Origin of the sequence: Nonomuraea muscovyensis (genome assembly GCF_014207745.1) — a bacterium.
GTDB lineage: Bacteria > Actinomycetota > Actinomycetes > Streptosporangiales > Streptosporangiaceae > Nonomuraea > Nonomuraea muscovyensis.
The window spans coordinates 315,589-330,805 of sequence record NZ_JACHJB010000003.1; the positions used below are offsets into that span (position 1 = coordinate 315,589).

At 69.1% G+C, this 15,217-nt stretch carries 12 protein-coding genes; 9 read left to right on the forward strand and 3 right to left on the reverse strand.

Annotation, left to right across the window (positions count from 1 at the left end; all coding sequences use genetic code 11):
- Positions 1-347 precede the first annotated feature (347 nt).
- From cutA to FHU36_RS33100, 5 genes are all read left to right on the forward strand, one after another.
- On the forward strand, positions 348-695 hold the full coding sequence (cutA, locus tag FHU36_RS33080; protein WP_185088024.1) for a divalent-cation tolerance protein CutA: 348 nt from the start codon (positions 348-350) through the stop codon (positions 693-695).
- Between the two features lie 934 nt (positions 696-1,629).
- Positions 1,630-2,754, forward strand: coding sequence for a PucR family transcriptional regulator (locus FHU36_RS33085; protein ID WP_185088025.1), 1,125 nt, complete (start codon positions 1,630-1,632; stop codon positions 2,752-2,754).
- 94 nt (positions 2,755-2,848) lie between these two features.
- Positions 2,849-4,072, forward strand: coding sequence for a thiolase family protein (locus FHU36_RS33090; protein ID WP_185088026.1), 1,224 nt, complete (start codon positions 2,849-2,851; stop codon positions 4,070-4,072).
- A 4-nt stretch (positions 4,073-4,076) separates the two neighbouring features.
- Complete coding sequence (locus FHU36_RS33095; RefSeq protein ID WP_185088027.1) at positions 4,077-5,612, forward strand: AMP-binding protein; 1,536 nt, start codon at positions 4,077-4,079, stop codon at positions 5,610-5,612.
- Positions 5,613-5,614: 2 nt separating this feature from the next.
- Positions 5,615-6,430, forward strand: coding sequence for an SDR family NAD(P)-dependent oxidoreductase (locus FHU36_RS33100; RefSeq protein WP_185088028.1), 816 nt, complete (start codon positions 5,615-5,617; stop codon positions 6,428-6,430).
- On the opposite strand, the gene FHU36_RS33105 is transcribed toward FHU36_RS33100, so the two are convergent.
- Positions 6,372-7,586 (reverse strand): M20 metallopeptidase family protein, encoded by a 1,215-nt coding sequence (locus tag FHU36_RS33105; protein WP_185088029.1) that lies wholly within the window; start codon positions 7,584-7,586, stop codon positions 6,372-6,374. The genes FHU36_RS33100 and FHU36_RS33105 overlap by 59 nt on opposite strands.
- On the opposite strand from FHU36_RS33105, the gene FHU36_RS46615 reads away from it, so the two are divergent.
- The 4 genes from FHU36_RS46615 to FHU36_RS33125 all read left to right on the forward strand — a co-directional run bounded on the left by FHU36_RS46615 (position 7,554) and on the right by FHU36_RS33125 (position 12,288).
- Positions 7,554-8,708: an Lrp/AsnC family transcriptional regulator gene (locus FHU36_RS46615; protein WP_185088030.1), complete on the forward strand. Its 1,155-nt coding sequence runs from the start codon at positions 7,554-7,556 to the stop codon at positions 8,706-8,708. The two genes, FHU36_RS33105 and FHU36_RS46615, sit on opposite strands and share 33 nt — an antisense overlap.
- Positions 8,709-8,787: 79 nt before the next feature.
- Positions 8,788-10,005: an alpha/beta hydrolase-fold protein gene (locus tag FHU36_RS33115; RefSeq protein ID WP_185088031.1), complete on the forward strand. Its 1,218-nt coding sequence runs from the start codon at positions 8,788-8,790 to the stop codon at positions 10,003-10,005.
- Positions 9,998-11,158 carry a serine hydrolase domain-containing protein gene (locus FHU36_RS33120; RefSeq protein ID WP_185088032.1) on the forward strand — a complete coding sequence of 387 codons (1,161 nt, stop codon included), beginning with the start codon at positions 9,998-10,000 and terminating at the stop codon, positions 11,156-11,158. The genes FHU36_RS33115 and FHU36_RS33120 overlap by 8 nt, the downstream gene beginning before the upstream one ends.
- A complete protein-coding gene (locus FHU36_RS33125; RefSeq protein WP_185088033.1) occupies positions 11,155-12,288 on the forward strand; it encodes an alpha/beta hydrolase in 1,134 nt (377 codons plus the stop codon). Before FHU36_RS33120 ends, FHU36_RS33125 begins: the two co-directional genes overlap by 4 nt.
- Positions 12,289-12,713: 425 nt before the next feature.
- Here FHU36_RS33125 and FHU36_RS33130 read toward each other — a convergent pair whose 3' ends face one another.
- Together FHU36_RS33130 and FHU36_RS33140 are read right to left on the reverse strand one after the other, a co-directional pair.
- A complete protein-coding gene (locus FHU36_RS33130) occupies positions 12,714-12,926 on the reverse strand; it encodes a hypothetical protein (protein ID WP_185088034.1) in 213 nt (70 codons plus the stop codon).
- Between the two features lie 1,129 nt (positions 12,927-14,055).
- Positions 14,056-14,574 (reverse strand): hypothetical protein, encoded by a 519-nt coding sequence (locus tag FHU36_RS33140; RefSeq protein ID WP_185088035.1) that lies wholly within the window; start codon positions 14,572-14,574, stop codon positions 14,056-14,058.
- Positions 14,575-15,217 lie beyond the last annotated feature (643 nt).

Genomic DNA, 15,217 nt, shown 5'->3' on the forward strand with positions numbered 1-15,217 from the left:
CTCAGGAGGTGTCACTCGGGTAGATCCAGCCATGAGCTTTGAGCGCCTTGCGAGCCTGCCGGAGGCATTCTTCGGCGGAGTCGGCGTCGGCTCGAACGACCCATCGATTACTTTGGGGCCCGCCGCTCGCGTGAAAGGTCCAGGGCCGAACGCTCCCACGTTCGGCGTCTACCCTGAGCAGGGCGCTCACATCGCGGTCCAGGAGCCATTGGAGCATCGCGATCACATCCATCCCGGCAGCATACGGTCGCGGCGGCGCGGCACAGGGACGGCGAGTCGGTTGGGTACGGCGGCGCGCCGCGCCGCCGCCTTGATCTCTACAGGAACAGTTCGGCAGGGTAAGAGGCGTGGCCGACTACATCGAGGTTCATGTGACCGCTGGTGATCGGGGCGAGGCGGCGAGGATCTGCCGGGTCGTGGTGGAGCGGCGCCTGGCTGCTTGTGCTCAGGTGGTCGGGCCGATCACATCGACATACTGGTGGGAGGGCAAGGTCGAAGAGGCTGAAGAGTGGTTGCTGTTGCTCAAGACCACCGCTGATCTCTTCGACGATCTGGCCGCGAGCGTGCGGGAGGCGCACTCCTACGATGTGCCGGAGATCATCGCTGTTCCGGTACGAGCGGGAAGCGCCGACTATCTGGCGTGGGTTGCGCGGGAGACCGGCCCCGGCTCCGGTGTGCAGCACGGGGTGGGGTGAGCCGGCAGCGCTCCGGCGGCACAGTCTCGACCTGGAAGCCCGGACGGTTCGGATAGAAGCGTCGGTCTCCGAGATGAAGACCGGCGAACTCGTCACAGGGCGGCCCAAGACCGACGCGGGTGTACGGGTCGTCACCCTGCCGGAGGTCATCATCGGTGACCTGAGGTGGCACCCTCCAGCGGTTCGGCGAAGAGGCACCTAACGGCCTGGTCTTCGTGGGCGAGCAATTCGGCGGCGACCTTCGGGATCCTTGACGGAGTCGCACGCAGAGATCCACCAGCGGTGTACGAATGCGTTCAGCGCTCCGCGAGGCTCACCCTGACCTCGTCGAGCACCGCCTTCGGCCCCGTGTCGAAAGCCTCGCGATCTGTTCCCTTCCCCGCCCCCTGAGGCTGCAGAGGGAGAGTGAGATCCTTCGTGAACACGCGAGAAGCCAAACGGGTCACCGCTTGAAGTGGAGCGGGAGCTTCCCGACTGAGCGGTCAAAGAACCGTCTGACGCTCCAATGTGCAAGGGGTCGACCGCATCCCGGAGTCGGAGGCGGGAGTGTCCGGCGATGGGCTGTGCCTTACGCCTGGACCGTAAGTGGCTGACGTGGAACAGGACTGTCCGGCGGACGGTCGTCCGGTGGTGGTCTCCGGCGGCCACACCGGTACGGTGCTGGTGTCGGACCTGGCCACCGGCACTCCCGTCGGCAAACTCCTCAACGGCCACCAAGGACCGGTCCAGTCGGTGGCGGCGAAGGAGATCACACGGTGGGGGTATGGGACCTGGCCGGCGGCGAACCGATCGGCAAACCCTTCAAGGGTCATCAGGGCTTGATCGAGTCGGTGGCGGTGAGGCAGGTGGACGGCTGCCGGGTGGCGGTCGAAAGGTCGGGCTCCGTATGCCGTGGGCGCGGCGCGCGAGTTGTTCGACGCCCAGACGTGCTCCCATGACGCGTGAGGCGTTCGACCTTGCCGTGCGGCGGCTCGCGGGTGACGGCGACCTGCTGTTGGAGCGCACGCTCGTTCTGCTGGGGGAGCTGGCGTCGTACGCGCCGATCCCGTCAGCCGCGCTGGCGGAGTCGGCGCGGCGCAACCTCGACACGGCGGTGCGCGCGCTGCGATCCGGGCGGGAGCTCTCGCCGGAGGAGCTGCCAGAGTCCGGCATCACACGTGAGCGGGCGCGGCAGGGCGTGCCGATCGAGGACATGCTGTGGGGCTACCGCGCGAACATCGGGGTGATCCAGCGGCGGTTCATCGAGATCGCCTTCGCCGAAGGGGTCGCGCCGGAGTTGATGCTCGACGGCTCGCGGCTGCTGTGGTCGCTGGGCGACGCGTTCACGCACCAGGTCATGCGCTGGTATCAGGAATGGACCGTCGAGCAGGCCCTGCGCGACTCCCACCTGCGCGAGGAGTTCGTCCGCGAACTGCTGACCGGCACAATCGGCCAAGCTGACCTCGGCCGCCGCTGCGCCGCCTATGGGCTGGACGAGTTCGGGCGGTACGCCGCGGTGCGCGCGCGGGGCGAGAGCAGGGGTGGCGTCGAGGAACTGCGGCGCCTCCTCGAACGCCGGGGCAGCGCGCCCGGCAGGCCGGCGCTGATCGCCGTGCTCGGCGGCGAGTGCGCCGGAGTCGTGGCGCGCAGGCCCGCGCCCGTGCCGGGGCTGGTGGTCGGCGTGGGGGCGCGGCTGCCGCTGGCCCGGCAAGCCGAGTCGTTCCATACCAACGTGCTGGAAGCGGCCACGCGCCTGCATACCGAGGGTGTGTTCGCCCTGGAGGACCTCTCGTGGCGGGTCGCCGCCGCGAACGCCCCCGAGGTCGGGGCCTACCTGGTGGAGCGGTACCTCACGCCGCTGCGCGAGCACGGGGAGTTCGGCCGGCAGTTGGAGGTGACGCTGCGCGCGTATCTCGACAACGGGCAGAACATCGCCCGCACCGCGGCCGCCCTCGTCGTGCACGTCAACACGCTGCGCCATCGCCTGAACAGGTTCACCGAGCTCACCGGGGCATCGCTGGCGTCCACCGAGGTGATCGTCGAACTGGCGTGGGCCCTGGAGTTCGGCGCCCTCGACTGATTGGACCATCGCACAACCATGGTCGGTGGTTTCGACCTCGACGCCCGATTCGTCGGAGCGCCAGCATGGCTGGTGATCGAAGGAGTTGGTCGAGGTGAGTGAACCCGTGTGGATCGCCGGGGCCGGCATGACGGCGTTCGGTGTCCATCCCGACCGCGACGTGCGGGATCTGGTACGTGAGGCGGTGACCGGCGCGCTGGACGACGCCGGGTTGACCCTGGACGAGGTGGAGGCCGCGTTCTACGGCAATACCGCGCAGGGCGCGCTGGAGGGCCAGCTGATGGTGGGCGGCCAGATCGCTCTGCGGGCTCTGGGGGCGCGGCGCATTCCGGTGTTCAACGTGGAGAACGCGTGCGCCACCGGGGCGACGGCGTTGCACCTGGCGGTGAACCACGTCCGCGCGGGCGCCGCGGAGATCGCGCTGGCTGTCGGCGTGGAGCGGATGAATGTCGGCGACCGGGCAAGGACCATGAAGGTCTTCGAGGGCGGGTACGACGTGTCGGCCCCGGAGGAACTGGCGCGGGTGCTCGCCGAGCTCGGCGGAGACGTCGACGACTCCGCGGTGGGTAGCCGGAGTGTCTTCATGGACATCTACGCCGCCATGGCCCGCTCTCACATGGCGGCCTTCGGGACCACGCAGCGCCAGATCGCGGCGGTGGCGGCGAAGAACCACCAGCACGCGGTGCACAACGAGAAGGCGCACTACCGGGTCGCGATGACCGTGGAAGAGGTGCTGGCGGGGCGAGCGCTGTCGTACCCGCTGACGGTGCCGATGTGCTCGCCTACCACCGACGGCGCCGCAGCGGCCGTGGTGGTCGGCGGCCGGGCGCTGGCTCGGCTCGGCTCGCGGCGCTCGGTGCGCGTGCTGGCCAGCGTCGTCGGCACGGGCGACACCCGCGCGCTCGGCGACCACGACCGGGCGATCACGAGGCTGCTCGCACAGCGGGCGTGGGAGCAGGCGGGAGTGGGGCCCGAGGACGTGAACGTGGCCGAGGTGCACGACGCGACCGCGTTCGCGGAGATCGCACAGACCGAGCTGCTCGGGCTGTGCGCGATGGGTGAGGGCGGCCACGCGGCCGAGTCGGGTGTCACGTCGCTCGGCGGACGCCTGCCGGTCAACCCCTCGGGTGGCCTGGAGTCGAAGGGCCATCCGCTGGGGGCGACCGGGCTCGGGCAGGTGTATGAGCTGGTCACGCAGCTTCGAGGCGAGGCCGGCGCGCGGCAGGTGGCCGGTGCGCGGATCGGGGTCGCCGAGAACGGCGGCGGGTTCCTCGCAGGAGAAGAAGCGGTCGCCGCGATCACCGTGCTGGGCGGGTGAGGGCATGGCGATCATCGACTTCTTCGACCGGGGCTGGCGGCAGAACCCGTCCGGGGCGGCGTACGTCATGCACGAGCGCACCTGGACCTACGAGCAGGCCGGTCGGCTCTCGTGCCGGATCGCGAACGCGCTGCTCGCCCAGGGGTTCGCCCACGGGACCAAAGCGGCCGTCCTGTCACCCAACGACCCGGTCGCGTGGATCTGCGTGCTGGGGATCTGGCGCGCCGGTATGACGTGGGTGCCGTTGAACCCGGCCGCCCCGATGGATGACAACCGCCTCCTGCTCGACAGGTTCGACTGCGAGGTCGTGTTCTTCCACAGCTCGCTGGAGCCGGTGGTGGAGCAGCTCCGGCCGATGCTGTCAGGGGTGCGACGGTACGTCCGCATCGACTCGCCGGCCGACTTCGTCGAGGGCGCGGACGACAGGCCGCCCGCGGTCCGGTACGACCTGGACGACGTGGTCGCGGTGGCCCCGACCGGCGGGACCACGGGCCTGCCGAAGGGTGTGATGAACACCCACCGGAGCTTCGCGGCGTCGTTCGCCCACCAGATGCTGGCGCTCTCCTACCGGGCCGACGAGCCCATCGTGAACCTCGCCGCCGCACCCATGACCCATGCGTCGGGGTTGCTGACCATGCCGGTCACCGCGCGCGGCGGCACCGTGGTCATCCTGGACAGGGCCGAACCGGCTGCCGTACGGGAGGCGATTTCACGGCACGGGATCACCGAGCTGTTCCTGCCTCCGACCGTGATCTACCGCATGCTGGAGCTGCCCGGGATCGACCGCGACGGCTTCCCATCGCTGCGCTACCTGCTGTACGGCGCCGCGCCCATGTCGACGGAGAAGCTCGCCCGCGCGATCGGGGTGTTCGGCCCGGTGCTGATGGAGTGCTACGGGCAGATGGAGGCGCCCGCGGCCATCTCATTCCTGCGGCCCGAGGAGCACTTCGTCGACGGCGAGCTCGCTCCGCCCGAGCGGCTCTCCTCCTGCGGCCGGCCGTACCCGCTGATCAGTGTCGAGATCCGCGACGCCGCGGGCCGCCCGGTCGAGAGCGGGGTGCCGGGTGAGATCTGCGTCCGGGGCGACCTGGTGATGAAGGGCTACTACAACGCGCCCGATCTCACGGAGGAGACCGTGGTCGACGGCTGGCTGCGCACCGGCGACATCGGCTTCCTCGACGAGGGCGGCTACCTGCACATCACCGACCGTGAGAAGGACATGATCATCTCTGGCGGATTCAACGTCTACCCGAGCGAGGTCGAGCAGGTCATCTGGGCGCATCCCGCGGTCCAGGACTGCGTGGTCGTCGGCGTGCCGCATGACGACTGGGGCGAGGCCGTCAAGGCGGTCGTCGAGCTCAATCCGGGCGAACAGGTGACCGAAGGCGAGCTCATCGCCCTGTGCAGGCAGCGCCTGGGTGGCATCCGGGCGCCGAAGACCGTCGACTTCGTGCGCTCGCTGCCGCGCAGCGCCAACGGGAAGGTCCTGAAGAAGGCCGTCCGTGAGCCGTACTGGGCCGGGCGCGAGAGGCGGGTGTGAGGATGGAAGAGCTCGACGGCAAGGTCGCGATCGTCACGGGAGGCGGCTCCCTCGCCGCCGGGATCGGCAACGGCCGAGCGGCCGCGGTACGGCTCGCGGAGTCGGGCGCGCGGGTCGTCATCGTGGACATCGCCGACCGGAACATGGCCGAGACGCAGGAACTGATCGCCGAACGCGGCGGGGAGTGCCTGTGCGTGCGGGGCGACGTGTCCCTCCCCGACGACTGCGCCGCGATCGTGCGACGCGCGGTCGAGACCTGGGGCCGCGTCGACGTGCTGGTGAACAACGTCGGTGTCGCCGGGCCGCCCGGCACCGCGGTCGACGTCGATCTCGACGCCTGGGACGCCTGCCTGCGGGTCAACGTCACCTCGATGATGCTCATGTCGCGGTTCGCGATACCGCGGATGCGCGCGGTCGGCGGCGGCTCGATCGTCAACCTGTCCTCGGCCGCCGGGCTGATCGGCGGTCATCCATCCCTCGCCTACAGCACGGCCAAGGGGGCGATCGTCAACCTGACCAGGAGTATGGCCGCTGCGCACGGGCCGGACGGCATCCGCGTCAACGCCGTCGCGCCGGGCTACATGTACACGCCCAACGTCTACGCCCAGGGGCTGAGCGAGGACGACCGTGAGCGCCGCAGGCTGGCGGCGCCGCTGCGGACCGAGGGCACGGGATGGGACGTCGGTGAGGCCGTGCTCTTCCTCGCAGGCGGACGCTCCCGGTGGATCACCGGAGTGGTCCTGCCCGTGGACGCCGGTCTCACCTCGGCCCTGGCCGTACCCGACTCGATGACGGTGCAGTCGCCGCGGCCTCGTTGAGCCGGCGCGCGGCGAGTTCGGCGAGCAGTTGCGCGCCATCGTGCAGCACCCCGTCGTCGAACCTCGCGAAAGGGGAGTGGTTCTCGTGGGCTTCGCCGGGATCGAGTCCGGCCGGGCGGGCGCCGAGGAACACGAACGCGCCGGGGACCCGGGCCAGGACGCGGGAGAAGTCCTCCGAGGCAGGGTGAGGATGCGGCATCGTGTCGAACCGCTCCGCGCCGTGGAGGTCACGGACGACGCCGGCCGCGAAGCCGGTCTCGGCGTCGTCCGTGACGGTTACCGGGAGTTCGGCGTCGAAGCCGAGGCCGGCCGTCGTGCCGTGAGCGGCGGCGATGCCGTTGATCAGCTCGGTCAGGAGTCGCCTGGCCTCGGCCCGGTGGCGCTCGGAGTAGCTGCGGATCGTGGCCTCGAAGTACGCGGACGAGGGGATGGCCGTGCCGTGCGAGCCGGCCGACACGTGGCCGACAGTCACGATCACCGGATCGAACGCGTCGAACCTGCGCGTCACCAGGCTCTGCACCGCCGTGATCATCTCCGCCATCGTGGTCACCGGATCCAGGGCGCGATGAGGCGCCGCGCCATGGCCGCCCTTGCCGTGCACGGTGACCCGCATCCGCGCGTGACCTGACAGGATCGGGCCAGAACGAGTGGCGAACATGCCGCTCGGCCGTACGGACTGCACATGCAGCGCGTACGCCGCGACCGGCTGAGGCCCCGCCGCTTCCAGGACCCCTTCGGCGATCATCTTCGCGGCCCCGTCGTGTCCTTCCTCACCCGGCTGGAACATCAGGACCACGTCGCCGGGCAGATCGTCCCGGGCGGCGCACAGCAGGTGCGCCGCCCCCACGAGCATCGCCGTGTGCAGGTCGTGTCCGCACGCGTGCATCGCCCCCGGATTGCGGGACCTGTAGGGGACGTCCGCCTGCTCGGTGATCGGCAACGCGTCCATGTCCGCACGTAGCAGGACGACCGGCGCGCCGCCGCTTCCCCGACGTCGTCCCCGCAGCACGGCGGTCACGGAGCTCAGCGTCGTTCCGCGGGTCACCTCCAGCGGGAGCCCAGCCAGAGCGTTCAGTACCCGCTGTTGGGTGCGGGGGAGCTCCAGCCCCAACTCGGGATCGGCGTGCAGGGATCGGCGCAGCTCAGTCAGCATCATTGTCTGATTACCGCCATTTATGGTGGCGGTGAACCGAAATCATCAGTGGATCGGCATTTCGTCGCTGGAGGTGAAGGATTCGTGCGCCAGGAGCTCGACGAGCACGACCTCCGACTGATCCACGCCGTCCAGCTCGCCCCCCGCGCGCCCTGGACGATCGTCGGACCGGCCTGCGGCCTGCACCCGATCACCGCCGCGCGTCGCTGGCAGCGGCTCGTCGACCGCGGGCTCGTGTCCGTACTGGTCACGCCGGGGCCGAGCCTCATGCGCCGGCTTTCGCCCGCGTACCTCGACCTGGAATGCCGTCCCGGCGATCGGCCGGCCGTCATCGCCGCCCTGCGGGTCAATCCGCGAGTCGCGTCGATCGCGATCGCCGCGTCGGGTCGCAGCCTCGTCCTGACGCTGATGGCCGACTCCCCGCACGCGCTGGCCGACCTCGTGATCGACCAGATCGGTGCGCTTCCCGGCGTGCTGCGCACCGAGCTCTACCCGATCACCCAGATGTACGGCGAGGGCAGTTCCTGGCGCCTCGACGCCCTGGACCGCGACGAGATCAAGCACCTGGATCGGCGGCCCGACCCCGGATCTCGGCCGATCGCCGTCTCCGAGCGGCACCGGGCCCTGTTCCGCGCACTCAGCCTGGACGCCCGGGCCCCGGCTGCCGTCCTCGCGCAGCAACTCGGGGAAAGCCCCTCGACGACGACCCGGAGACTCGCGGCGATGCGGGCCGCGGGCCTCATCTCGATGCGATGTGACGTCACCCCTGAGGCGGCGGGCTGGCCGATCCTCGTCAACTACCTCACGCGCGTGCCCGCCGGAGTCCTCGAATCCGCTGGCCGGGCGCTGGCGGCGTTGCCGGAGAACCGCGGCACGTTCGCCATCGCCGCGCGGGCCAACCTCTTCGTCAGCCAGTGGCTGCGCGGGATGTCGGACATCCAGAGCGCCGAGGCGCGTATGACCGCGGCCATCCCCGCCATGGAGGTTTGCGACCGGATGGTCACGCTTCGGACGGTCAAACGTATGGGTCGCATCCTCGACACGGATGGGCGGTCGATCGGGGTGGTTCCGCTCGACCCCTGGCACGATTCCGTCATCTCGCGGGCCGCGATGGCCGATCCCTAGCGATCGGTCATCCGTTCGCACGGCTGTGCTTGGGTTCGTGGAGTCGGAAGGCGTCACGACCAGGAGAGGCTGGCACGGTATGGAAGACGGCCCGCGCATCAGGGCTCTGCTGGAGTCGGACGACCCACTCGCGGCCGAGGCGGCACTGTGGGCCGACCTGCGATCGGTCGGCACACCGCTGATCGAGCCCCATCCGGATGATCCGGACGCGTGCCTGGTGACCTTCCTCTGGTACGCCGACCGGCCGGTCGAGCGGGTCGTCGTGAACGAGGCGGTCAGTTCGCTCCCTCCGGAGGCCCGCGCCCTGTCCCTGGCGCCGGGCACCTCCACGTGGTTCGCCACGTGGCCGGTGAAGTCGGATGTGCGGACGACCTACCACTTCGAGGTCTTCGCCGGGTCCGGCAGTGAGCGGATCGGCGACGAGCACGCTCGCGTGCGCGAACCGCACGACTACAGCGTGCTCGGCTCCCCGGAGTCGGTCCTGGTCTGTCCCGGTGCCGAGCCGCTCTCCTGGGCCGACCGGCGGCCGGACACGCCCCGCGGGACCGTGACCGGTGCGGTCCTCGGCGACGGCCGGGAGGTGTGGGTGTACACGCCGCCGGGCTACGACCACCTCGCCGACCCGCTCGGCGTCCTGGTGGTCCTCGACGGTCACGCCCAGCACAGCGCCGTGACGGTCCTGGACAATCTGCACGCCGACGGTCGGATCGAACCCACAGCGGCGATCCTCGTCGGGCAGCTCGACCGTAACGCCGAGCTGACGTGCGACGCGGACTTCTCCCGCTTCCTCGCCGAGGGACTGCTGCCGTGGGCGCGGGAGGCGTACCGCCTGACCGCCGATCCGGCCAGAACCGTCATCGCCGGCTGCAGCCTGGGCGGACTGTGCGCGGCCTACACCGGTCTGCGGCACCCGGAGGTCTTCGGCAACGTGCTCATGCTTTCGGGGTCGGTCTGGTGGGATCCGGACACCCTGCGGGAGTACTTCCAGCTCGCCGGCTCCGGCCCTCGCGCGATCGGCGCCAGGTCCAGGACGCCCGCCATCATCGGGGAGTACACGCGGGCGGAGCGGGCCCCGATCCGGATCTACCAGGACGTCGGGGCGTTCGAGACGGGACCGCCGCCCGCGACTCCGCACCAGATCCACGCCAGCAGGCACTTTCGCGACGTGCTCACCCTCAAGGGCTACGACTACGTCTACCGTGAGTTCGCCGGAGGCCACGACGAGACATGGTGGCGGAGCCGCCTCGGCGACGGCCTGATCTGGCTGACGGACCCACGAGGAGCGGACCGTGGCTGACCTCGGAGGCACGTACACGAGCAGGTTCGCGCGGCTCGCCGAAGAGTTCGCCGGGCGGCTCGACTCGGACGGCGAACTCGGTGCGTCGATCGCCGTCGTGCACGAGGGCGAACTGGTCGTCGACATCTGGGGTGGCTGGACGGACGAGGCCAGGACGACACCGTGGGCCGAGGACACCATCACCTGTGTGTGGTCCTCGACCAAGACCGTGATGGCGCTCGCCGCGCTGATGCTCGTCGACCGCGGCCTGCTCGACGTGCGAGAGAAGGTCGCGACCTACTGGCCGGAGTTCGCCGCTGCCGGCAAACAGGACATAGAGGTCCGGCACCTCCTGGCCCACACCTCCGGGCTTCCGGCCTGGGACCAGCCGGTCACGCTCGACGACCTCTACGACTGGGACCGTTCCACCGCGCGGCTCGCGGCCCAGGCGCCCTGGTGGGAGCCCGGCACCGCCTCCGGCTACCACGCGCTCAGCCAGGGCCACCTTGTCGGCGAGGTGCTCCGCCGGATCACCGGCCGCTCGCTCAAGGAGTTCGTCGCCCACGACATCGCCTCCGCGCTGGACGCCGACTTCAGCATCGGCGTGCCACGCGCGGACTACGGCCGGGTCGCCGACGTCGTCCCCCCGCCGCCACGGCCGGTCGACCTCACGGCGCTCGATCCCGCCGGTGTGACGTTCAGGGCGTTGACCTCGCCGGCCCCCGACGCCGCCGCGAGCTGGACCGACGAGTGGCGCGCCGCGGACATCGGCTCGGGCAACGGGCACACGAACGCTCGCGCACTCGCCCTCATCCAGTCGGCGATTTCGCACGGCGGCGTCGCGCGGGGTCACCGCCTGCTGAGCCCGGAGACGATCGAGCTGATCTTCGACGAGCAGGCCAGCGGGGTCGACCTCGTACTCGGCGCGCCGCGGCGGTTCGGTGTCGGCTTCGGCCTGACCATGCCCGAGGTGCTGCCCTACCTGCCCGAATCCAAGATCTGTTTCTGGGGCGGATGGGGTGGCTCGATAGTCGTCAACGACCTCGACCGCAACCTGACCATCGCCTACGTGATGAACAGGATGGACAACGCGAACACCCCGGGCGTCATCGGCACGCGGCAGAGCATCGCCTACGTGACCTCCGTCTTCGACTGCGTGAGGAGAGGCCGATGATCCGGCTGCCGACGCCCACGGGTACGCACGCCGTCGGAGTCCGGGATCTGGAGCTCGGTTCCCAGCTCCTGACCCGGGCGTGGTATCCGGCGCCCGCCGGGACCGCCACTCCGCCGCGCGCCTACGCGGTCGGGCCCGAGCGAGAACTCCTCCTCGCGTGGACGGCCCGGCGCAATCCGGGCTGGGACGCGGCGACGTCCACGGCCCTCCTCTCCGACGCGACCACGAACAGTCACGCCGACGCACCGGTCCTGCCGGGACGCCACCCGGTGATCGTGTTCTCCCACGGCGCGGACCTGTATCCCGCCCAGAACACCGCGCTCATGGAGGAACTCGCCTCACACGGATTCGTGGTCGTCAGCGTGCTCCAACGGGGCGGCGGGTTCGCCGCCCGCCCCGACGGATCGACGCTCGACACCGACCAGACGTTCCTGAGCGCCGCCGCTGACCTCTTCGCCCGGATCGAGCGTTTCATGCGGGCGGGCAATGACATCGACGCCCGCTTCGCGTGGTTCAACGAGTTGTGGGCGACCGGCGAAGTGGTCTCCGTCGCCAGGGACTGGCGCGACCGCATGATCGCGGTCGCCGACGCGCTCCAAGGCGCGCCGGCAGACGACCTCGTGGCCGCTTGCGACCTGTCGAGGTTGGCCTACGCCGGCATGTCCCTCGGAGGGTCGGCCGCCGTGAGCGCGGCTCACGCCGATCCGCGGGCCCGCGCCGCCGTCAACCTCGACGGGGTGCACTACGGGAGCGACCTGTTCGGCCGTCCGTCCCGCGTGCCGATCCTCGCGCTCTCCGCCGACCAGGCCAACGTCGCGGACTACCGCGAGGGGGCAGCCGACCAGTACTACTACAACGACTTCTTCTACGAGGACTTCGCCGATATGGGCCTGCGCGAGGACATCGTCCGGATCAAGATCAAGGGCACGATGCACCGCGACTTCACCGACCTGACCCTGATTCCCGGCAAGCGGCACCTCGACCGTCTCGGCTCCGCGGACGGAGAGCGGGTCACCCGGCTTGTGTCCCAGTTCACGCTCGAGTTCCTCCGCCGCTTCGTCCTCAAGGAGGAGCCGGAATGGGAGGTCACGGACGTGTCGCACATCCGTGCGTGGGCCCGCAGGCCATGACGTCCGACGGTTGACCGGCGCTGTCGCGCGGACTCGACAGAGCACAGGCTGTCGGCTTCGGCCGACATCAACGTCGCGGCCATGGTCTTCACCATGGATCGCAACAGATCCGGGTCGCCGGTCTCGATCCGCCGCGCCAGCCACTGCGCGGGCGTCACACTGTTGGGTACGGCCATCGCCTGGTTCTCCTTCGAATCTTGATCTTTGCTACTCGAAGGATCACGCGGTGGCCGTCTCCATTTCCCGATGCCACGCCTGTGACCAGGCCCACCACTCCCGTGGAAGCAACCCTCGGGCAGGAGTCGCGTCCGGAGTCTGGTTCGAAGCTTCCCGGACGCGCGTGGACGTCAGCATCACCGGCGGCGGTCCCCGGCGCGACCACGCGGTCACCTCCACGAAGGGGAGGATAGAGGGCACGAGCGAGCCTACTGGCAAGTCTCGATCACTATGCCGCGCGACATCGCGGAGGCCGCCCGGACCCGGAGCGGCCCTTCCTGTCCGCCTACGTCGCCGCCGCCGCCGTCGCCGTCGCCCGCCAGATCGAGCGCGACAACCTCAACGAACTCATCCAGGTCGCCGAGGCCGAGCACGGCCCCATCACCGACGACGAGGTCCAAGCACTGCGCGACCAGCTCCACCAGGCCCGGCAGGACGGTGGGGCGGGCGCCGCGTGACCCGTTCTCTCGCCGCCCCGGCGGCACCCTCGTCCTCGCCAGCGAGGCAGTGGCCAAGGCCGTTCAGCGCGACCGCACGGTCACCGCATGGCTCGCCCTCGCCCGAGCCGACGACCTCCGCGTCATCACCTCCGCCGCCACCCTCGTCGAGGTGGTCCACCCCCCGCATCAACCGGCCGGCCCTGGAATGGACACTGTCCCGTCTTGTCGTCGAACCGGTCACCGAACAGATCGCCCGCCACGCCGCCACGCTCCTGTCCGACGTCGGCCTGCACGGGCACAGGTACGCCATCGATGCCATGCTCAGCGCCACCGCCCTCGCCGCCCCTGGCCCCGTCACGATCCTCACCTCCGACCCTGATGACCTCACTGCCCTGTGCCGCGGAGACGTCATCGTCATCAAGGTCTGAGCTGTGCTTCGCACTCTGCTCAGCCAGATCACGTAGTCGCCGGGTCTCCGTGCCTCCGTGTAGATTTCCTGATCGCCGAGCTATCAACAGGCTGTCAGAAGTGCCGGCAAGGTGATCACGGCGGCGATCGAGCAGCACCCGATCGGGCATGAACGGGCACCGGAAGACGACGAGATAAACCGCCTGGTGTACTCGCCCCGGTCGAGCGATCGCGGATCTAGCGGCACGCGGAGATCAATGAGCCCTGACAAGACCAAAGCCCAGGCACCGAGTCCATCGGTCTACCGGGGCTCTCGCTCTGAGAGCGGGTGACGGGAATCGAACCCGCGCTGTCAGCTTGGGAAGTCTTTCAAGATCATGCTCACTGAGCTGCGAAAGCGCTGACCTCGGCATATGCGGGTCGAGTGACCGAGAGTCGCCGTGAATCCCCGCCGATCGCCGACCGTACGGGCACGCAACGGGCACGCCGGCCAATGCCTACGCTCAGGCGGCCCAGCTTCTTCAGGGAGGGATCTCCAGATGGCAGGACCTGCGGCACCCGCATGTTCAGCGCGTTGACCTCGTTTGCAAGCCATCAGGTCTGGTCGTCGTCCGCCATCGTTGGTCGCTTCCGGACGGCCCACAGACGGCCCAAGGTCTAGATCTCTTCAGGACACCGCCGTCCTGCCCGGCTTATCGCGTTGCTACATGTATGGCCGGTCGGGGGCGATGATGAGACGCTTATTGCCGCCGTCGGTGCTGGGGCCAGGTATGGGCTGGGCATAGTCGTAGATGCCGTTACCGGTGTACTTGACCTGGTCGTTTGGCTGCCAGTAATCTTGAAAGACGTAGTAGAGATGAAATTTATGTGGGCGGCAAGGTTCGCTAGACGGACAGGTAAGGCCCTCCTTGTGGACTCTGATGCTCTTCGACATCTCGTCTGCGTTGCCGACCCAGGGAACCCGTATGTCGCTGGTTTTTGTGCTATGGGCATCGATTGGACCGAACCAGGAGTTGTTCTCTCCGATATAAATCCATGCTGGATGGTCCATTGCGTTCTGAACTTCCGTGATGACGGTGAAATTTGCCCTGGCCATGGTCGCGGATTTGGTGCTGTGCAGGGATCCGGGTGTGGCGGCGTCGACGGACAGGGGGGCGGTGAACGCGCCGCCAACCGTAAGGGCTCCTGCTACGGCGACTGAGAGGGTACGGGAGATCCGCATTGCGATCCTTTGCTTTCCGAGTCATGCAATCTCTACGGAGAGTAAAGTAGCGGATACAAAGAGTCAATGTGTGCTGATCCAGGGAACCCCTGTGACGCCCTGAGGTGGCTCGGGGCTTGAGCAGCTACCGACGATGCGCGGTCCATTTTTGACCGACAGTGCCACAAACCGGGGCCACGCGACCGGAGGAGACCAGCTATCCGGTGATCCGGCGCTGAGGAACGAAGCGCCGGATCGTCGATCACCTCCACCGCCCGGTCGGGAATTTCTCCCTGACCTGGGCCTTCGTGTGTGGAGCGGGCGACGGGAATCGGGATGATCAGGCTTCCATCTCAGTCACTCACGAGCCCCGCTCTTGGATCTGGCGAACATCCTGGAGCCCCAGTCCCCGCCGGGGGCATATCGTGCGTGGCCTACCGGCAGGAATGGAGAGCTCGATGGATCTACGTCAGATCGGCTATTGGCGAAGCGACGCTGAGCCAGGTTGGCCGCACCCAGCGGCGCTTGTGGATGGGGGGTGGGATGAGAAGACGGGATCTCGTCATTTCGTACCTTCAGCACGGCATGCCGTGGATGGCCTATATGGGAATGTCCACCTGCCGGATATGTGGCGAGTTCAACGGGGGGAGCGAGTTCACTAGAC

Bases quoted from the DNA above. Each gene is read 5' to 3' on its own strand.
- FHU36_RS33085 (WP_185088025.1), top strand. From the start codon at position 1,630: ATGACGCGTGAGGCGTTCGACCTTGCCGTGCGGCGGCTCGCGGGTGAC.
- FHU36_RS33095 (WP_185088027.1), top strand. From the start codon at position 4,077: ATGGCGATCATCGACTTCTTCGACCGGGGCTGGCGGCAGAACCCGTCC.
- FHU36_RS33100 (WP_185088028.1), top strand. From the start codon at position 5,615: ATGGAAGAGCTCGACGGCAAGGTCGCGATCGTCACGGGAGGCGGCTCC.
- FHU36_RS33105 (WP_185088029.1), bottom strand. From the start codon at position 7,586: ATGATGCTGACTGAGCTGCGCCGATCCCTGCACGCCGATCCCGAGTTG.
- FHU36_RS33115 (WP_185088031.1), top strand. From the start codon at position 8,788: ATGGAAGACGGCCCGCGCATCAGGGCTCTGCTGGAGTCGGACGACCCA.
- FHU36_RS33125 (WP_185088033.1), top strand. From the start codon at position 11,155: ATGATCCGGCTGCCGACGCCCACGGGTACGCACGCCGTCGGAGTCCGG.
- FHU36_RS33140 (WP_185088035.1), bottom strand. From the start codon at position 14,574: ATGCGGATCTCCCGTACCCTCTCAGTCGCCGTAGCAGGAGCCCTTACG.